Below are 18,381 nucleotides of genomic sequence, written 5' to 3'. Positions count from 1 at the left end.
CAACCTAAGCGACATTCCCAGGTGGGTCAATCTGGTGAATCACTTGAAAGGCATTGCCCGCAGTGCTGTGAGTTCATAACCTAGGGGGTATCGCAGGGTTACCGGTTGACCGCATTGCCTACCCTATGACGTGCGCCGCGTTGCCGGATTGTTCCGGTTGGCACTGGGAATAAACGGCGGAGCAGGCGATTGCGCCCCCTGTTGACCAAATGAAGATAATCGGGCTTACTGGCCCCGTTTGATTCCTGATTGAGCCTCGATGCCGATGAAACGGGAGCTTGGTGGTTGCCTGTGCAAAACAAAGAGAACACCTCGGCCCTCCTGGCGGAACTGAAAGCGGCCCGGGCACGCATCGCCGAACTGGAGGCCGAGAGGGACGCCAGGATCAAGGTCGAGGAGGCCCTCCGAGCGAACGAGGCTCTGCTGCAAGCCATCCTCCGCGACCTGCCCTTCGACTTCTGGGCCCGCGACACCAACCAGCACGTCATCATGCAGAGCAAAGAGTCCATCCGCCTCTGGGGTGACTTGTCTGAGGTGCCGGTAGCTGAAACCTTCGCCGGTTTCGGGACATCCGACATCTGGAAGGCGACCAACCGTCGCGTCCTGTCGGGCGAGGTCGTTACGGGCGAGAACGAGTACGCGGCGCTCAACAGCGAATTGCGCACCTACCACTGCATTGCGGCGCCCATCCGCGACGGGGATGCGATCCTGGGTGTCGTGGGCATCAACCTGGACATCACTGAGCATAAAAAGACCGAGCAGGCCCTTCAGGACGCCCACTCGTTCCTGAACATCGTCATCAACAGCCTCCCGGACCCCATCTTCGTAGAAGACGAGCAACACCGCCACGTGCTGGTCAACCAGGCCCTCAGCGAGCAGCTGGGCATACCCGTGGACCTGTTCCTAGGCAAAACGGTGCGTGACATCATGCCGCCTGAGCTGGCGGAGACCAAGTGGGCCGACACGGAACTCGTCCTGAAAACCGAAACGGTGAGCACGGCCGAAGAGAAAATCGTCGACGCCCAGGGAAGGATTCGCGAGATCCTCACCCGGAAGGTCCCTTACAGGGGGGCCGGCGGTGAAAAGCTCGTCATCGGCGTCACCACGGACGTCACGGACCGCAACCTCGCCGACGAGGCTCTAAGGGCCAGCGAAGATCGCTACAGCACCATCGTGCGGACCACTGCCGAAGGCATCTGCATCCTGGACCAGGACAGCAAGATCACATTCATAAACCAGGCCATGGCCGACATGCTCGGTTTCGAGATCAAGGAGGTTGTGGGGCTATCCGCGTCCAATTTCCTCTTCCCCGGGGACATGGCGGACTTCGACGAGCGGGTGCGCCAGCGCCAGTTCGGCCAGCCCCTACGCTATGAAAGACGCTTGCGGAGAAAGGATGGGGGGGAGCTCTGGACCATCGCCAGCACCACCCCGCTCTTCAGCAAGGACGGCGAGTTCCTGGGCAGCTTCGGCATGCTGACCGACATCACCGCCCGCAAGCAGGCGGAGGCGGAACTAGTGCGGCAGAAGCAAATGCTCTTGTCCATCATCGAAAGCACTTCCGACGCGATTTTCATCAAGGATGCCGCCGGCCGCTACGTCCTGGTGAACAACGTGACGGCCAGCTTGTTCGATTTAAGCAAGGAAGAGATGCTGGGGTGCGACGACACCGCCATTTTCCCCCCGGCGCAGGCGGAGATGCTCAAGAGGAGTGACCTGGCCATCCTCGAACAGGACGCCCCCAAAACCATCGAGGAGCGCCTGACCACCCGGGACGGGGACCGGATCTACCTCACGACCAAGGGGCCGCTCTTCGACGAATCGGGCCGCAAGACCGGCATCTTCGGCATCGCCAGGGACATAACCGAGCGCGAGCAGATGGCGGAGACCCTGATTCAGACCGAAAAAATGGCCAGCGTAGGCGGGTTGGCCGCCGGCATGGCCCACGAGATCAACAACCCGCTGGCGGGCATCCTGCAGTCCGCCCAGGTGATCGCCGCGCGCCTCCGGCCGGACAACGCGGCCAATACCAGGGCTGCGGAAATCTGCGGCTGCCCCATGAAAGGCCTCCAGTGCTACCTTGAGAACCGGGATATCCTGACGCTGCTCGACGGCGTCCGGGATGCTGGCAAGCGTGCAAGCCTGATCGTCGCGAACATGCTCGATTTCAGCAAGCGGCATAACGCCGACATATATCCGATCAACATCATCAAAGTAATAGAAAAATCCATCGAGCTTTGCCAGCAGGACCACAATCTAGCGGAAAAATACAACCTCAAGAACATCTCCATAACACGGGACTACGAATCGAATGAACTCACCGTGCCCTGCTCCGGCAACCAGGTACAACAGGTCATCCTCAATCTGCTGCGCAACGCCGTGCACGCCATGTCCGAAGCGGAGACACCCGCACCCTCCATCACACTGCGCGCCAGGACCGATGGAGAGAATGTCCTGATCGAAGTGGAGGATAACGGCCCGGGCATGGAGGAGCGCGTGCGCAGGCGCGTTTTCGACCCGTTCTTCACCACCAAGGCACCCAGCAAGGGCACGGGCCTGGGGCTCTCGGTTAGCTATTTCCTGGTGGTAAACCGGCATGGCGGCGTTCTGGACGTCCATTCCGCCCCGGGCAAGGGCACCCGGTTTTCCGTAAAGCTGCCCCTGAAGCCCCGTTATGGGAAGAAGGCCTCGATCACCGAACCGTCCTTGAGGTGACCAGGCCGTACTGCGCTCAAACGGCTGGCCCATGGAGGCCCGGCCGGGAACATCCAGGAGGATGCATTGCAGACAGAACTTGTGGACTTCACGAGGAAGGCGCTCGAGCGCGGCATAGAGCGCGACAGGATCATCCAGACGTTGCTGGATGCCGGCTGGAACAAGGCCGACGTGGCCTCCGCAATGGCCTGTTTCGCGAACATCGACTTCCCTGTGCCAGTTCCCAGGCCCAGGCCATACCTCTCGGCCGCCGAGGTGTTCCTGCACCTGCTGATGTTCGCATCGCTCTATTACGCGGCGTTCAGCCTGGGCTCCATCGCATTCCACTTCATCGACCACTCCTTCCCTGACCCGGCGAGCTTGCGCCGCATGGCCCAATTCCGCGAGGCCGTGCGCTGGGACGTCTCCGCCCTTCTCATCACGTTCCCCCTATTCGCGGTGGTTTTCCGGTCCATCAACAAGGCCATGGCGGCCAACCCTTCGCGACGGCAGTCCAGGCCGCGCCGGTGGCTCACCTACATGACCCTCTTCATCGCGGCCATGATCATTGCAGCGGACATGATCACCCTGGTCAACAGCGCGCTCGGCGGCGAACTCTCGGTCCGGATCGCCCTGAAGGTAGCCACTGTCATGGCCATAGCCGGGAGCAGCTTCCTGTACTTCCTGACTGACATCAGGAAGGAGGAGGCGGAATGAGAGCGCAGCGCTCCAACCTGTTTCTCGGCGTGATGGGCCTGGCCGTCCTCGTGGCGTTGGCCGCAGGACTGAACGCCATCGGCACGCCGGAGGAAGCCCGCATGCGCCGACTCGACACGCAGAGGGTCAACAACCTCAGGAATATCTCGAATGCCATGGAGAATTATCATCGCAGCCATGAGAATCTGCCAGCCAGCCTGGATCAGCTGCAACAACCCAGTGGCTTCAACGGCTTGCATCTCAATGACCCGGAAACGAAGCAGCCCTACGAATACAAGCCGCTCACCCAGGACACCTACGAGCTGTGCGCTCAATTCCAGACCGTCCAGGACGCCGGCGCTGAAGAAAGAGCCGACAATCCCTTTTGGCACCATGGGGCAGGCAGGCATTGCTTCGCTCTCAAGGTGAAGGCAGTCGCAAGGAAACCGGGGTAAGGTGTGCTCCCCGGCAGCCGAAAAAGAGGCTGAACGCCCTCCCCTGCGCCGTTGACCGCCATTAGCCTGTTGAATCGGGGCCCTGATCGGAGTAGTTCAATTGCTGGGCCTGGCCTCCAGTGCTGCGCGGCATCACCAAGCAGGCGATTGCGTGGAGCGGGCATCAAACACGGTCAACCTGAAGGAGCGTCCATGAAGAGAATCTGGTGGATCGCCTTGGTCGTCCTGTCGCTGTCCCTGAGCTCCTGCGCCAGGCCTGCAAGCAAGATGATCGCCATCTCCCCGGGCATGTCGAGGGAGGAAGTCATCGCCGCGGTGGGCAAGCCCAACAACATCGACTACGCGGACGGCGTGGAGCGGCTGTATTATGCCGTATTCGACTGGCCCCTGGACTCCAGCGTGTCCAAGTACGTGATCGTGCTGGTGGACGGGAAGGTCTATTCCTATGGGGCGCAGTCCTCGACAGACGAATGGTGAGGCACTCGTAGACACCCGCCCGCGGGAAGCGTGGGAGCGGTTAATTCGGCCTGCTGTCGGAGAAGATAAGGTCGTAGGTTCCATCCCGACGCATGGAGCGCAGGGCTTCTTCAAGGGGATGCACCAGGGCGGCGTGCTTGCGGTTGAGGTAGAGGTACATCTTCTCGCGCGCCAAAAACGGCTGCTGCATGCGGATGCCCTTGAGCCCCAACTCCTTGATCAGCTCCCGGCCGCCGTGCGACTCGTAGATCGCCACGTCCATGCGCCCCGCATCGAGCAGGGCCAGAAGCTGCCTTCCTGATACTGCCCGGACCACCTTCGAGGTGCGGACCTTCTCCTCCAGGATCTTCCAGCCGATGATGTAGCCCACGGTGTGGCCGGACAGATCCCCCCAGGAGCGTACCGCAATCCCGTCGCCCTTGGTGAAGGCCGCGAATTCCCAGACCATGTTCTCCACATCCAGCCGGACCAGGTTCTGATATTTCGCCTCAAGACCTGCCACGCGGTTGTTGTCCCCGTCCACGACCCCCGCATCCGCGTCGGAGAGGGCCCGTTGGCTCGGCAGCATCTGGAACCGGACCTCCCTGCCGATGCGCCGGAAGGCCTCGCGCAGCAACCTGTCGAGCATGCCCGTGCCTTCCGGAGTGCTCAGGGGGGGGTAGTCTTTGGTGGCAATGGTCAGGGGCTGCTGGGTTTCGGTCTGTGCAACGGCCGGGGGGGCAGTCAGCCACGGCATGCAGCAGGCCAACGCGAACAGGGTCGCCAGCAGTGAACGATGGGCGAGTCGGTGAACGCCCTGGTAACGAGCTTGGGCGAAAGGGAGCGGCATGGTTATCCTTCCGTTGCTACCTTATCAGACCGCCGTCCGCTCCTCAAGTGAAGCCGGAGATGTACAAGATTCGACAAGAGGCAGCCGGACGGTGAAGCGGCTCCCCTTGCCCGGTTCTGTCTGCAGATCGATTGAACCGTGATGGTTTCTTGTGATGATGAAATAGGAAACCGAAAGCCCCAGCCCCGTGCCCTCTCCAGGGCTCTTCGTGGTGAAGAAAGGTTCGAACACCCTGCGGCTGACGTCCTTCTCCATTCCTGGCCCGTTGTCCTCAACGCTCATCACGGCGAAATCGCCGTCGCGGGCGATCCGCAGGGATATCCGGGGCGGCACCGAAGCTTCCGTCCGCAGCGCAAGAGCCTGGGCGGCGTTGCGCAGCAGATTGAGCAGGACCTGTTCGATCTCCATGGCAGAGCATGGTACTGGGGGCATGTCTGGCTCAAAGTCTCGCACGATCTGCACGTGCCTGAAATCGTACTTCTTTTTGAGGTCGTAGTCCGTCGCGGCGATGGTGATCACCCTGTCGGCCAATTCGCCAAGGTTCACGTTCCCGTGGTCCTGGCAGGTGTTGCGGGTGAAGCTGAGCATGTTCTGGACGATTCGCGCCGCCCTCTCTCCGGAATCGCGGATGCCCTGGAGAAAAGCCGGGATCTGCCTCGCCTCCAGGAAGACGGCCAACTGATCCATGTCCACCCCGTGTTCCTGCGCGGCCTGGACATTGACCTCGCGCGAGGGGTCGAGCCTGCGCTGGATGTTCTGCACGCTATGAAGAATGCCCGCCAGCGGGTTGTTGATCTCGTGGGCCATGCCCGCAGCCAGCCCCCCCAGTGACATCATCTTCTCGGTCTGGATGATCAGTTGCTCGATGCGGCTCTTCTCGGTGACGTCGTCCAGGCGCAGGACGGCCCAATGCGCCCCCTGGCTGCGTACGGGATAGACCAGGAGGTCGCAGATGCGGTCGGCGCCCTGCATCCCGAAGCGCAACCCCGTGCGGGAAACCGGCTCCATGCGCTCGATGGCCTGCTTGATATCCGCCGCGTACTGAGCCAGTTGCGGCAATGCCTCGGCCAAAGGCCGCCCCAGCAGATGGGCGGCGTCCAGGCCGGTCTGGAGTTCGGTGGTCCTGTTCCAGTGCGTGATGCGCTCCTGGCCGTCGATGCCGATGACCAGCGAGGGCATGGAGTCCATGATGCTCTGGATCCGGTCGCGAGTCTGGCGCAGTTCGAGGAGCCTGCCCTGAAGCTCGGCCACCATCTCGTTGATGGCGTCCTGAAGCCGGTCAAGCTCCGCCAGTTCAGGCGATATGGGCAGGCTGGCCGCGTCGGCCCGCCCGCAACTGACCTGGACGGCGTATAGCTCCACCTCTTTGAGGGGGCGGACCACTCTCCGGTTGAGGATGACCCACAACAAGCTGACGATGCAGAGGTTGACCACAAGCGTCTGGAGCACAACGGCAAACAGGCGGGACTCCATCTCCTGACGAAGGAATTTCTCGGTCATCCAGATGTCGACGGTGGCAATACGTCTGTCGTTGAAGGTCACTTCGGCCTGTTTGTGCAGCAGTACCTCATCGGATTGAAGCGGGGCGTCCGCCGAAGGGCGCCACTGCATGTCGCGGTAGCGCTGGGTCAGCACACGACCGGTGAGCATGTCCGTGACCAGCACACCGGCCACACGTTGCTGCAGCATGAGACTTTCGACCACTTTTTCGGCCTGCTCGTACTGGAAGTTCCAGATGGGCAGCGCAAGGCTCAGCGCAAGTTGCTCAGTGCTGACTTGAAGGCCGGATTGCAGTTCCGCCTTGCTTTTGGAGTACTGGGCGTAAAAATCAACAGCCCCGAACACAGCCAGCACGAGCGTGGTCACGGAAATGAGGGCGAGAGAAATCGCGGATGCAACAGTCCTTTTTCGCATGTGACCACCGACGCTAGAGAAGGAGGGCAAGCCCCGAAGGGCAGGAACGACTCAACTGGATGAAGGCTACCCCAAAGCTGGGGCGTATGCAACGAGACCGGACGGAGGATATAGGAAAACATCCCCCTCCCGGACAGCGTTGAAGGCATTCTTGAAGTCCGTCAACCATGGATGTTGTAACTGCATGTCATTTCTGATAGTCAACCTGAAAAACAGCAACACCACTACAAATTAGTGTGCGATTGCGGACCATGCCCCCAGGAGCCTGCTCGAGGATGCATCCGGCCATGACCCACCCCACCCCAGTCGTTCTGCGCTTCGCCCGGCAAGCAGTTCTCGCCCTGTTCATGGCTCACATCGCCGCTTTGCCTGCCAGCAGCGCCCAGATCACACTGCTGCATTATTGGACGGGCTCTTTAGCCGGGGGCATCGCCCAAATGGTTGAGAGCTACAACGCCACAAGTTCCAACTCCCGCATAGTCGCCCAGGGCATGGAGCACGAATCCTTCAAGCCGGGCATCAAGTCCATGCTGGCCTGGGGCTCCGCTCCGGACATTTTCTCCTATTGGGCTGGAGCCAGGCTGCGCTCCATGGTCGACGCCGGCTACGCCGCACCCCTTGACGAACTCTGGGAAGGCCACGCCCTGGAAAGGCTCTTTGCGCCGAGCGTGGCGCAGGCCTGCATGTACGACGGTAAATACTACGCCGTCCCCGTCACGCAGCATGTGGTGGGCATGTTCTATAACAAGGCCGTGTTCTCACGGCTGGGCATCGCCCCACCCGCAACGTGGGAGCAGTTTCTCGCCGCGTGCGAGCGCATCCACAAGGCGGGAATCAGCCCGATCGCGCTGGGCGCCCGGGAGCTTTGGCCCGCGCAGTACTGGTTCGACCAGATCCTGCTGCGCACCGCCGGCCCCGAGTACAGGCAACGCCTGACCGAGGGCAGGCAGTCCTACACCGACGAAGAGGTCAAGGCAGCTTTCGCCGAATGGGGGCGTCTTCTGCAGAACGGATATTTCCACCCCGACCATGCCACCTGGGACTGGGCCGGAGCTGCCGACGCCGTGCGCAGAGGCCAGGCCGCCATGACGCTCATGGGGACCTGGATCATCGGCTATTACGGCAACGACCCCTCCTGGCGCATGGGCAAGGACTACGGTTTCTTCCCCTTCCCCGCTATCAAGCAGAACGTGCCCCAGGTGTGCAGCGGCCCCATCGACGTTCTCGTCCTGACTCCCAAAGGAAAACGTGAGGGCGGCATGCAGGCCATGGGCTTTTTCTCCTCGGTGCTCCCCCAGGAAGCCATGTGCCGGGGCTCTGGGGCCTTCGCCCCGAACCTGTTCGCTTCCACTGCGGAACTGGGCTCCGAGCGGCTGGCCATCCTCAAGATGATCCGCTCCGCGCCTATGTGGGTCTTCCCCTATGACTTGGCTGTCCCGCCTGCGGTCGCGGACATAGGCCTGGGCCTTTTCGGGGCCTTTCTGCGGACCCCGGGAAACAGTGAGGCGCTGCTACTGGGAACCCAGCAGAAGATCGCCGCAATCTACGGCGCCAGCCCAGACAAGAGGAATTGACGGCCGGACGATGGCCCGCCCTGCTTCAGGAACTGCGCAGCGAGCCCAGGAACAGCCCCAATCCGCCCACCATCAGCACCAGGATGACCAGCAGGTCGAACAGGGACATGCCCACCAGCGAGAATTCGATGGAGGCGATCACCCCCGCGCAGATGGCCACCAGGCTGCCAAGCCCCAACAGCCAGCCCAGCGGGTTGCGGGCATTGATGAAGATCATGCCCACGCCGATGACCAGCGGGATCAGGATCATACCCGAGGTCAAACGCATCCCCCCGAATGACATCAAGGGATAGCCGAAGTTGAAGATGTGGTAGACCCTGATGGATTTCAGGAATAGGTAGCCCCCGGCGATGAGCATCGCCAGCCCCAGAAAAAATTTGCCCGCACCGCCAGGGGTGCCGCCCGCGTTGTTCATTCCCATGCGTGTTGGGTTATAGAATCGGGCGAACGTGTGCAAGAGGCTCCTCGAACCATCTCAATGGAGCCTAGCTTTAAGCGTCCCTAATGGGGACCCAAACCATTCCTTTCCCCTGCTTCCCCGACGAGGGCGTGCGGAACCGCCGGGTTCGGCTGAAAAAAAGCGGGGGAGCCGAAGCCCCCCCGAATCATAACACAGCGCCGCCCGGTCATGCCGGATCAGCAAGTTCATGCATCTCAGGCGGCAAGCGCTTTGCGCCCGTCCTCTGCTCCATCGCCGGACTGCCCCATCTGAGTGATCAGATCTTTCAGGCGTGTGGCCATGTCGGAGAGGTTGGCCACGATGTCCACCGTCTCGGTCATGCCGGCCTCGGTTTCCTGGGCCACTTCGTTCACCTGGGAGATGCTGCTGTTGATGTTCTCCGACGCGGAGGATTGCTCCTCGGCAGCGGCGGCGATGCTCTGGACGTTCTGGGTGTTGACCTTGGTCAGGGCCACGATTTCCCGCAGGGATTCGCCCGAGGCGCCCGCCAATTCGTTGGAGGTGCTCACCGCCTTGGCTGCGTCCTCCATGTCCTTCATGCTGCGCTGCACGGACTGCTGGATGGCCAGGATCTTCTCGCCGACCTCCTTGGTCGCGCCCATGGTCTTTTCAGCCAGCTTGCGCACTTCGTCCGCCACCACCGCGAACCCCCGGCCGGCGTCGCCAGCGCGGGCGGCCTCGATAGCCGCGTTGAGGGCCAGCAGGTTGGTCTGGTCAGCAATGTCGCTGATGACGTTCATGACCTGCCCGATGGAGGCCGCCTGTGCGTCGAGCTCGCCCATGTTCTCCTTGAGCCGGCCCGAAACCCTGTTGACGCGCTCGATGGCCTTTACGCTCTCGGTCACGATGTCCGCGCCGTCCTGGGCCTTCTCCAGGGACTTGCCTGCGCTGTCAGCAGCGTCGCTGGCGTTTCTCGCCACGTCCAGCACGGTGGCGTTCATCTGCTCCATGGCGGAAGCCGCCTCGGAGAGGCGTTCCTTCTGGATTTCAGCGCCCCGGCGAACCTGCTCGACCTGGGCGGAGAGGCGCTCGGCGTGCTCCGTAAGCGTATCGGACAGGACGAGAGATTCGCTGGCGATGGAGCGGATCATGTTGAGCATCTGCTGGATGTGCGCCTCTTTCTGTTCGGTCTGCGCCAATGCCTGGCTGGCTGTCTTGGAATGCTCGTCAGCCTCACGCGCCTTCCGGTCCGATTCTTCGATCTTGTCCCTGAGGCTGGAAACCATCTCCCCCATGGAGACCGAGAGCCTGCCCAGTTCGTCCTTCTGCGTCAGGGAACATTCCTGGGTGAGATCACCGCCGGCGATAGCCGCGGAGCAGTCCGCCAGAAACTTCACAGGACGGGAAATGCTTTTTGAAATCAGATAGCTGAGAAGCACAGCCATGCACAACGAAACCGCGATGGCCGTAAAGGAAAGCAGCTTGGTGAACTGGATGCCGCCCATGACTTCCTTGCGGTTCATCTCGATGCCGGCCTTCACCTTGTCGCGCATGGACGACAACTGCGACTGCACCAGGGCAAGCTGCTTGAGCGTCTGGTTGTCGTACACATCCGTTGCGGCGGCCAGGTTGGCGTCCTTCTTGAACCGCTGGATGGATATGGCGGTTTCGTGGAGTTTGGTGTGAGGCTCCTCAATGGCCGCAAGCATGGGCTTGAGTTCAGGGCTGGTGGACTCCAGCCCGGTGCGCTCGTCGCTGTAGAACCAGCGGCCGAAATTGCACTTTCGGGCGTCTGAGGAAACGGAAAGCTCCTTGGCGTTGGGGTCGTGCACGAACTGGCCCAGGGATTGGGCCCACTTCAAGTGGTCGATCTCCCGCTGCAGGAGCGTCATTGAGAGTTCGTTCTGAACCAACGCGCCGCCCGTGTGCCCCTCCACATCGAACAACTCGATGGCCACCCAGATCATGGCGGCGAGAAATATCGCCGCAATGGAAAAGAACCCAGTTCGTATCTTCTGCCCAATTCGCATGTCAGACCAACGCATACTCCCCCCCAGAGAATGAATACGGCACGTACAAATTCCATACCGCTACGACACCTATTTATAACACACAATTTATGGACTGAATAGGTGGGGATTCCCTCTATATCATACTTGACATAGGTCAGGACAACCCGGTCACGGAAGTGCTCGATGCCCCGGGAGCGGAGAATCACGGTGGAATCGCGAGAGGGAAAGGACAGGAAGAAAGCGGTGAATGGCCCGGGCGGGAGAGGCCTCCCGCCCGGGATGATGCAGTGGCTAAACGGTCGGTTCGGGATTCTTCCCTTCGTCCTTGGCCCTGATCTCGGCGCGCTTGATCTTGCCGCTGATGGTCTTGGGCAGTTCGGGGAGGAACTCGATGATCCTGGGATACTTGTACGGAGCGGTGACCTTCTTCACATGGTCCTGCAGCTCCTTGACGAGTTCCGGCGAGGGTTGGAGCCCGGCGCCGAGGACTACCGTGGCCTTGACCACCTGCCCACGGTCGGGGTCGGGCACGCCGGTGACCGCGGCCTCGACCACAGCGGGGTGGGAGACGAGGGCGCTCTCCACCTCGAAGGGCCCGATACGGTACCCGCTGGACTTGATGAGGTCGTCGTTGCGGCCCAGGAACCAGTAGTAGCCGTCTTCGTCGCGCCAGGCCTTGTCGCCGGTGTGGTAGTAGCCGCCGAACAGCACGGAGGAGGTCTTCTCCGGCTCGTAGAGGTAGCCGTCGAAAAGCCCAAGGGTCTTGCCGCTGCCCAGGCGGATGCAGATCTCGCCTTCCTCGCCGGGGGGGCAGACGTGCCCCTTGGCGTCCAGCAGCACGATGTCCCAGCCGGGGCAGGGTTTGCCGATGGAGCCGGGCTTGATCTCCATGTTGGGGAAGGCGCCGATCTGCAGGGTGGTCTCGGTCTGGCCGTAGCCCTCGTAGATGGTCAGGCCAGTGACCTTCTTCCAGGCCTGGAACACGCTCTCGTTGAGCAGCTCGCCAGCCGTGGTGCAATGGCGCAGGGCCGAGAGGTCGAAGGAGGCCACGTCCTCGCGGACAAGGAACCGATAGATCGTGGGGGGCGCGCAGAAAGTGGTCACCTTGTGCTCGCTGATGACGCGCAACAAGTCCGCCGGGACGAACTTGCCGCGATAGTCCCAGGTGAACACGCAGGCGCCCGCCATCCACTGACCGAAGAACTTGCCCCAAATGGACTTGGCCCAGCCGGTATCCGCCACGGTGAGGTGCAGGTCGCCGGGCTTGAGGTCGTGCCAATAGACGCCCGTGGTGATGTGGCCCAGGGGATAGTTGTGATTATGCACAACCATCTTGGGCATCCCGGTGGTGCCGGAGGAGAAGAAGATGAACATCACGTCTTCCGCGCCGGCCGAATCGGCAGGCCGGGGGAACACATTGGAGGCGTTGGCCCCGATCTCGACATAGGAGGCCCAGCCGGGTGCAGTGGCCTCGCCGCCCACCTGGACGAAATGGGCCAAGCAAGGGCAGGCGTGCCGAACGGCGTCCACGCGCTCCACGAAATCCTGCTCCACCACGCACGCCTTGATCCCGGCCTTGTTGACCCTGAACTCCACGTCGTGGGCGGTGAGCAGATGGGGGGAAGGCACGGGCACCGCACCGATCTTCACCAGGCCCAGCACCGTCACCCAGAATTCCACCCGCCGCTGCAGCACGAGCATGACCTTGTCGCCCCGGCCGATGCCCATGGCGCTGAAGGCGTTGGCCATACGGGCCGACTCCCGGCTGAAGTAGCCGATGTCGAGGTCGCGCCGGTTGTTGTCGTTGTCGACGTGCACCATCGCTGGGCGTGTCGGATCGACGGCGGCCGTGGCGTCGAGGAAATCGAAAGCGAAATTGTACTTGGGGGGAACATCCACGGAGAAATCGCGTTTGAAGTCGTCAAACGTCTCGAATACTTTGAATTCTTTCTGCATGAGCTGTCCCTTTAGATGATGACGTCCAGAAACACCGCTTCCTTGCCGTCCAGAGCGCGCATCGCGTGCGGGATCGTCGAACTGAAATACAGGCTGTCCTCCGGTTCGAGGATCACCGTCTCCTTACCCAGCACCACTTCCATGCGCCCCTTGAGCATGAAGACGAACTCCTCACCGGCGTGCTGGTTGAAATCCACGTCCTGCTTGGGGGGCGCGGGCGGCACCGTGACGATGAAGGGCTCCATGGCGGGCCGGCTGAAACGGTAAGCCAGGGCCTGATACTTGTAGGCTTTGCGCCGAGTGACGGAGAGGCCTTCGGATTTGCGCACCAGGCAGTACTGGTGGAGTTTGGCCTCAGACCCCGTAATGAGCGCAGTGAGGTCGACGCCGGTGGCCTTGGCGATGGTGTAGAGGTAACTTACGGGGACCTCGCGGCTTCCAGACTCGAATGCGAGGATATCCTGAACAGAAACACCGGTCTTGTCCGCCAGGTCCTCAGGCGTGAGGGCGAGCACCTCGCGGAGATCCTTGATGCGGCGGGCGATGTCGCGATCAAAGGATGATACGTGGCTCATGACGACCTCCCAAAGGCAGTGATTCAGGCCAGATACCCTATTTCGGTCTGAAATACGAGAACTATTCACACATTTGGGGCTTGCCGTATCATGTGCATGTCGTATATTTAGTTGATTCCACTGCCTGGGGGCGCACTGGTTTCGACGGGGATTGTAAAGACACAGTTGCAGGCCGAGGGGTCGCGTGGCCTCGTAAAAACGCGAAAAACAATCAGTAGCCAACGACTACGATTACGCCCTGGCCGCTTAAGGCCAGCCTCCCTCTAGCCTAAGTCTGGTAAGCTGGATGCGGGGGACACCCCACTGGACTGGCGAGCGCAGTTGTCCGTTGTAGCGTTCGCGAGAACTTAAATGGACTGGGTTCATTCAGCCCGACCAGGAGGCTCGTCTGAACTGAGATCAAATCCCGGTCTACGCCTGTAGATGCTATGTTGGAGCGTTCTCGGACGGGGGTTCGATTCCCCCCGCCTCCACCAACCGGACTTCCAACCAAGTCCAATAAAGTCCAAAACCCCCAGGAATTTCAAGGAAAAGGCGGGCCGCAAGGTCCGCCTTCGTCCGTTTTGGGCCGTTGACAGCCACCATTCCGGCGGGTAACTGGGCGGGTAACGAAGGCAAGCGGGTAACAGTGCGGTGGGTAACCGCAAACCCCGCGCCGCACCTTGAACGCGAGGTTACCCGTCATGCCCCTTACCGATGTCGCTGTCAGGAACGCCAAGCCCTTAGATAAACCTTACCGGCTTCGGGACGAGCGTGGCCTGTTTCTGGAAGTGAGCGCTGGAAAGGACGGCAAACCCCGGAAGTGGTGGCGACTGCGCTACAAGCTAAGGGGACGGGAGAACATGCTTTCCCTTGGAGTCTACCCGGACGTCACCCTAAAGGACGCCAGAGACCGCCGCGACGAAGCCCGTCGGTTGCTCGCGCAGGGGATTGACCCTGGGCAAGTTCGCAAGTCGGTAAAAGCGGAAGATGCCGAGGACGCCGAAACATTCGAGCGTGTCGCCCGTGAGTGGTGGGCCAAGTTTCAACCCACGTGGACCGAGGAACACGGTACGCAAATACTTCGTCGCCTGGAACTGAACGTCTTCCCCTGGATCGGCTCGCGGCCTATCAAAGACATCACTGCTCCAGAAGTCCTGACGCTTGCCCGCCGCATCGAGACGCGTGGGGCGCTGGAGATGGCACACCGGACGATCCAGGGGTGCGGCCAAGTCTTCCGTTATGGCGTAGCCACTGGCAGGTGCGAGAGGAATCCCGCCGCCGACTTGCGTGGGGCTCTCCCTCCAGTCAAAGAAAAACATCACCCAAGCATCACAGACCCCAAGGCCATCCCTGCCCTCCTCCGATCCATGGACAGCTACCAGGGCTCACCTGTGACCTCCTGCGCCCTGCGACTAGCCCCGCTGGTTTTCGTGCGCCCTGGAGAACTCAGGCACGCAGAGTGGACCGAGATCGACCTGGAGAACAGGGAATGGCGGATTCCAGGCCACAAGATGAAAATGCGCGAACAGCATATCGTGCCCCTTGCCATACAGGCCGTCACCATCATCAAGGAATTGCGCCCCCTCACCGGCCACGGAAAATATCTTTTCCCGTCCATGCGGACCCTGGAAAGACCCATGTCCGAGAACACGGTCAACGGTGCGCTCCGCCGTCTAGGTTACACCAAGGACGAACTGACTGGGCATGGGTTCCGTTCTATGGCCTCTACACTGCTCAACGAGCAGGGCTGGAACCGTGACGCCATTGAGCGCCAACTCGCCCACGCCGAACGTGACAATATCCGGGCGGCTTACAACTATGCCGAGTTCTTGCCCGAGCGCCGCAAGATGATGCAGGCATGGGCAGATTACCTGGACGGACTCAAGGCTGGTGCCAAGGTTACCCCCTTCCAGCGACAAGCAAGCGTCTAGCAACAATAAGGTGTGAACGCAGGTCACTATGTCACTGATTTCAGACCAAGACTATTGCCTGTTCCACAGGTTCTGGGCTTTTGAGTACGGGAAGAGGAATACTGACTTTTTAGATGCAATCAAACATGTTTTTCGAACAAGTGACAATGAAGTTAAACAAGCACACAAGAAAAAACTTACATCGTGGGGCTTCAATGGATGGATTGACTATTACTGCCATAATTTTGAAGAAAAAATTGACATGCTGGGAGTAATTGAAGGAACATCCAAAATACAATACCCAGACAACCCTTTGTTTCTCGACAACAATGTAACGATTTTATCGTACAACGGAAAGGATGAAGACCTCAGAATTCCTAAGGGACATAAGCTAAAAAAAGGGCAATGCCTTGCAAAAATTGACTTCTCCGTGTCTCTAAAAGCTTTGATCCAGTCAATAGCAGAACAATATGAAAAGTATCATGGCTCTGAAGAAGTCGTTGAGCACCAACAAATGAATTTCAGTGACCCAGGTGATATATTTGCCTTAGAACGCAGAAGAATTTCTTCAATGGAAGACGTCTCATTTGAAATTGACAATATTCCAAGGGCAGTTGGCATCTGGATTTGGGATTACGTTGAATCAAAATGGGGCGTGCATCCTCCTGCAAAAAATACTGGCTTCTTGGCTGAAGCTATAGAGACCATCAAATCTGTTTCACCTGGAGTCAACAAGCGGTATGGAGTTTCAGGGCATCAAACATTCAGCAAATTATACAACAGAACAGCGCTCTGCATCAATTCAGTCAGAGTGTTGACCTTAAAGTAGCTTAAGTAGCCCCCACCCCCTCTCCCCTCGGCTTGCAATCCACTTTTAGAAAAATTGGCTTGCTATGCCCGGACATCATTTTTTGGCATCCACTGGACCGTTCCGCCCCATGAGGGTGGCAAACTCTTATATCCTTAAAGGAGAATGAGTTCTGTGGAAATTGTTTCCCATACCAAAGACCGCCTTTGCCGTCTTCCAGAAGTCCTCAACCGAGTCGGATACAAACGTAGCCGATTCCTTGAACTCGTCCGACTCGGAGTGTTCCCTCGTCCCGTTAAAATTGGGGTCCGTGCTGTTGCTTGGCCGGAGAGTCAGATTGATGCTCTTGTCGAACGTCTCGCGTCCGGCCAGGGGGTGAACCATGCCTAACGCCATCGGCACAGTGGCACCCGCCCTGCAGGCGGTCCCGAACCGCGCTCTCGTTGGTGACTACGTCCCCGCTAGCGACCCCTCCCTGGAAAGATGGGAGCCGTCAGCCCTCAAGCCTTGGCCTGTCCTTGACCGTGCTGCCCTTCCCGGTCTTGCAGGCGAGTTCGTTGACTTGGCCACGGCCAACAGCGAAGCCGACCCGGCGGCGGTTCTTGCAACCTTCCTGGTAAGGTTCGCGTGTGAAGCAGGAGGCCCAGACCCTGCCACAAGGCCGCATATCCTCATCGGCGACTCCCGGCATGACCCTCGCCTTTTCGCAGTGGTGGCCGGACAATCAAGCAAGGCACGGAAAGGCACCAGTGCCGCACCGGTCACCCGCCTTTTCACTCTACCCGACTCAGGTCTCCCCATGGCTGCCATCAGTCCTGGCCCCCTGAGCACCGGAGAAGGGATCGTATTCAATGTCAGGGACGAATACCGCACCTGGGAGGAGGACAAGAAAACCTCCCCCGGAGAATGGAAGCTGAAAGACCCTGGGGTCCCTGACAAACGCCTGATCATCATGGACGAGGAATTGGCAGCAGGATTGAGGTGTTCAAAGCGGGAAGGCAACACCCTGTCGCCAGCTCTACGCTCGTTCTGGGACAGTGGATGCGTTCAGCCGCTGACAAAGTCCAGTCCAACGAGAACGACAAACGCTCACGTCAACATTGTCGCGCACATCACCCTCGAGGAACTTGAGCGAACCCTCGGCGAAGTCGAACTCTTTAACGGCTTCGCAAACCGCTTCTTGTGGGTGCTTGCCCGGCGCTCGCGCCTTATCTCCAGGCCTAGCCCGATGCCTGCTGAAGAACTGCTGAAACTCCAGGCTGTCCTGCTGGACCGCCTGAAGTTCGCGCATAGTGCCGGGCTCATGACCCTTGACGACTCTGCATATGAACTCTGGGATAGGGTCTATCCGTCCCTGGCGATGGAACGCGGCGGGCTATTCGGAGCCGTGGTGGGGCGCTCGGAAGCGCAAGTCCAGCGACTCGCCATGATCTACGCACTTCTGGATCGTGAAGCGGTCATCGGCATCAAACATCTGGAAGCAGCCCTGGCGTTCTGGAATTACTGCGAGGCCAGCGCCGCGTACATCTTCAAGGGTCGGCAGGCCGATCCCTTACAGGAGAAAATTCTGGCAGCCTTGAAGGCTTCACCTCATCCCGTGACCGCGACAGAACTCCATCGCGCCTTGGGCAACAGCTACTCGCAGGACCAGATGAAAAAGGCTCTGGGTTCACTCACGTCAAGTGGCATTGTCATTCACGAGAAGGAGGCGACGAAGACCAAGCCGCGCAACATCTTCCGACTGAACGAAAAAACAGAATTTTTCGAACATATTTCCAGTGCCGGAGAACCGTCGGAAAATTCGGATCATTCGCCAGAGTGCGAGAGAAGACCAGAGGAGGAAAACTTGCCTGCGGTCCTCGCATTACCCGAGGGGGGGGCGAGATGAGATCACCCAACTTCCAAGGTAAACGCCGCAGTCCCCTTGATGGAATCCGCGCATACTGCCTCTGGTGCTGCGGGGGGTCGCCGTCCGAGGTCAGCCGGTGCCCTTCAACCGATTGCGCTTGCCATCCCTATCGCCTCGGTGTGATCCAGCCCGGTGCGCCACGATCCCTGATGGCGATCATCAAGGCCCGGTGCCTGGACTGCATGCCGGA

15 protein-coding genes and 1 other RNA gene are annotated in these 18,381 nt (G+C 60.1%); 10 read left to right on the top strand and 6 right to left on the bottom strand.

The window, feature by feature from the left end:
• The first annotated feature begins 291 nt into the window (after nt 1-291).
• The 4 genes from MLE18_RS00140 to MLE18_RS00125 all read left to right on the top strand — a co-directional run bounded on the left by MLE18_RS00140 (nt 292) and on the right by MLE18_RS00125 (nt 4,322).
• Nucleotides 292-2,715 carry a PAS domain-containing sensor histidine kinase gene (locus MLE18_RS00140; RefSeq protein ID WP_243366118.1) on the top strand — a complete coding sequence of 808 codons (2,424 nt, stop codon included), beginning with the start codon at nt 292-294 and terminating at the stop codon, nt 2,713-2,715.
• 66 nt (nt 2,716-2,781) lie between these two features.
• The gene (locus MLE18_RS00135) at nt 2,782-3,411 is read left to right on the top strand and encodes a DUF5671 domain-containing protein (protein ID WP_243366116.1); all 630 of its coding nucleotides are present in this window, start codon (nt 2,782-2,784) and stop codon (nt 3,409-3,411) included.
• Nucleotides 3,408-3,845 (top strand): DUF1559 domain-containing protein, encoded by a 438-nt coding sequence (locus MLE18_RS00130; RefSeq protein ID WP_243366114.1) that lies wholly within the window; start codon nt 3,408-3,410, stop codon nt 3,843-3,845. The genes MLE18_RS00135 and MLE18_RS00130 overlap by 4 nt, the downstream gene beginning before the upstream one ends.
• Nucleotides 3,846-4,037: 192 nt before the next feature.
• Nucleotides 4,038-4,322, top strand: a complete 285-nt coding sequence (locus tag MLE18_RS00125) for a hypothetical protein (RefSeq protein ID WP_243366111.1) — start codon at nt 4,038-4,040, stop codon at nt 4,320-4,322.
• 40 nt (nt 4,323-4,362) lie between these two features.
• Here MLE18_RS00125 and MLE18_RS00120 read toward each other — a convergent pair whose 3' ends face one another.
• Both MLE18_RS00120 and MLE18_RS00115 read right to left on the bottom strand, forming a co-directional pair.
• A complete protein-coding gene (locus MLE18_RS00120) occupies nt 4,363-5,058 on the bottom strand; it encodes a substrate-binding periplasmic protein (protein ID WP_243366109.1) in 696 nt (231 codons plus the stop codon).
• A gap of 117 nt (nt 5,059-5,175) precedes the next feature.
• Nucleotides 5,176-7,065, bottom strand: a complete 1,890-nt coding sequence (locus tag MLE18_RS00115) for a two-component system sensor histidine kinase NtrB (protein ID WP_243366107.1) — start codon at nt 7,063-7,065, stop codon at nt 5,176-5,178.
• A gap of 287 nt (nt 7,066-7,352) precedes the next feature.
• On the opposite strand from MLE18_RS00115, the gene MLE18_RS00110 reads away from it, so the two are divergent.
• Nucleotides 7,353-8,639, top strand: coding sequence for an ABC transporter substrate-binding protein (locus tag MLE18_RS00110; protein WP_243366105.1), 1,287 nt, complete (start codon nt 7,353-7,355; stop codon nt 8,637-8,639).
• Between the two features lie 25 nt (nt 8,640-8,664).
• Here the strand turns inward: MLE18_RS00110 and MLE18_RS00105 are convergent, their stop codons facing one another.
• The 4 genes from MLE18_RS00105 to MLE18_RS00090 form a co-directional block, all read right to left on the bottom strand.
• The gene (locus MLE18_RS00105; protein WP_243366103.1) at nt 8,665-9,054 is read right to left on the bottom strand and encodes a hypothetical protein; all 390 of its coding nucleotides are present in this window, start codon (nt 9,052-9,054) and stop codon (nt 8,665-8,667) included.
• 239 nt (nt 9,055-9,293) lie between these two features.
• Nucleotides 9,294-11,006 (bottom strand): methyl-accepting chemotaxis protein, encoded by a 1,713-nt coding sequence (locus MLE18_RS00100; protein WP_243366100.1) that lies wholly within the window; start codon nt 11,004-11,006, stop codon nt 9,294-9,296.
• Nucleotides 11,007-11,342: 336 nt separating this feature from the next.
• On the bottom strand, nt 11,343-13,007 hold the full coding sequence (locus MLE18_RS00095; RefSeq protein WP_243366098.1) for an AMP-binding protein: 1,665 nt from the start codon (nt 13,005-13,007) through the stop codon (nt 11,343-11,345).
• An 11-nt stretch (nt 13,008-13,018) separates the two neighbouring features.
• Complete coding sequence (locus MLE18_RS00090) at nt 13,019-13,582, bottom strand: helix-turn-helix domain-containing protein (RefSeq protein WP_243366096.1); 564 nt, start codon at nt 13,580-13,582, stop codon at nt 13,019-13,021.
• A 126-nt stretch (nt 13,583-13,708) separates the two neighbouring features.
• Between MLE18_RS00090 and ssrA the strand changes: the two genes are divergently transcribed.
• The 5 genes from ssrA (at nt 13,709) to MLE18_RS00070 (ending at nt 18,170) form a co-directional block, all read left to right on the top strand.
• Nucleotides 13,709-14,058, top strand: a transfer-messenger RNA (tmRNA) gene (ssrA, locus tag MLE18_RS00085).
• A gap of 207 nt (nt 14,059-14,265) precedes the next feature.
• A complete protein-coding gene (locus MLE18_RS00080) occupies nt 14,266-15,495 on the top strand; it encodes a tyrosine-type recombinase/integrase (RefSeq protein WP_243366093.1) in 1,230 nt (409 codons plus the stop codon).
• A 28-nt stretch (nt 15,496-15,523) separates the two neighbouring features.
• Nucleotides 15,524-16,303 carry a hypothetical protein gene (locus MLE18_RS00075; RefSeq protein ID WP_243366091.1) on the top strand — a complete coding sequence of 260 codons (780 nt, stop codon included), beginning with the start codon at nt 15,524-15,526 and terminating at the stop codon, nt 16,301-16,303.
• Between the two features lie 144 nt (nt 16,304-16,447).
• Nucleotides 16,448-16,672: a helix-turn-helix transcriptional regulator gene (locus tag MLE18_RS18170; protein ID WP_419714879.1), complete on the top strand. Its 225-nt coding sequence runs from the start codon at nt 16,448-16,450 to the stop codon at nt 16,670-16,672.
• A gap of 409 nt (nt 16,673-17,081) precedes the next feature.
• On the top strand, nt 17,082-18,170 hold the full coding sequence (locus tag MLE18_RS00070; protein ID WP_243366089.1) for a DUF3987 domain-containing protein: 1,089 nt from the start codon (nt 17,082-17,084) through the stop codon (nt 18,168-18,170).
• Nucleotides 18,171-18,381: the final 211 nt, after the last annotated feature.

It is taken from the genome of Fundidesulfovibrio soli, from assembly GCF_022808695.1.
Taxonomy (GTDB): domain Bacteria; phylum Desulfobacterota; class Desulfovibrionia; order Desulfovibrionales; family Desulfovibrionaceae; genus Fundidesulfovibrio; species Fundidesulfovibrio soli.
This window is presented reverse-complemented; position numbering and strand designations above follow the sequence as displayed.

What these genes read in the sequence shown, in the direction of transcription:
- MLE18_RS00130 (WP_243366114.1), top strand. Translation starts at nt 3,408, where the DNA reads ATGAGAGCGCAGCGCTCCAACCTGTTTCTCGGCGTGATGGGCCTGGCC.
- MLE18_RS00125 (WP_243366111.1), top strand. Translation starts at nt 4,038, where the DNA reads ATGAAGAGAATCTGGTGGATCGCCTTGGTCGTCCTGTCGCTGTCCCTG.
- MLE18_RS00120 (WP_243366109.1), bottom strand. Translation starts at nt 5,058, where the DNA reads ATGCCGTGGCTGACTGCCCCCCCGGCCGTTGCACAGACCGAAACCCAG.
- MLE18_RS00115 (WP_243366107.1), bottom strand. Translation starts at nt 7,065, where the DNA reads ATGCGAAAAAGGACTGTTGCATCCGCGATTTCTCTCGCCCTCATTTCC.
- MLE18_RS00110 (WP_243366105.1), top strand. Translation starts at nt 7,353, where the DNA reads ATGACCCACCCCACCCCAGTCGTTCTGCGCTTCGCCCGGCAAGCAGTT.
- MLE18_RS00105 (WP_243366103.1), bottom strand. Translation starts at nt 9,054, where the DNA reads ATGAACAACGCGGGCGGCACCCCTGGCGGTGCGGGCAAATTTTTTCTG.
- MLE18_RS00100 (WP_243366100.1), bottom strand. Translation starts at nt 11,006, where the DNA reads ATGATCTGGGTGGCCATCGAGTTGTTCGATGTGGAGGGGCACACGGGC.
- MLE18_RS00095 (WP_243366098.1), bottom strand. Translation starts at nt 13,007, where the DNA reads ATGCAGAAAGAATTCAAAGTATTCGAGACGTTTGACGACTTCAAACGC.
- MLE18_RS00090 (WP_243366096.1), bottom strand. Translation starts at nt 13,582, where the DNA reads ATGAGCCACGTATCATCCTTTGATCGCGACATCGCCCGCCGCATCAAG.
- MLE18_RS00080 (WP_243366093.1), top strand. Translation starts at nt 14,266, where the DNA reads ATGCCCCTTACCGATGTCGCTGTCAGGAACGCCAAGCCCTTAGATAAA.
- MLE18_RS00075 (WP_243366091.1), top strand. Translation starts at nt 15,524, where the DNA reads ATGTCACTGATTTCAGACCAAGACTATTGCCTGTTCCACAGGTTCTGG.
- MLE18_RS18170 (WP_419714879.1), top strand. Translation starts at nt 16,448, where the DNA reads ATGAGTTCTGTGGAAATTGTTTCCCATACCAAAGACCGCCTTTGCCGT.
- MLE18_RS00070 (WP_243366089.1), top strand. Translation starts at nt 17,082, where the DNA reads ATGGCTGCCATCAGTCCTGGCCCCCTGAGCACCGGAGAAGGGATCGTA.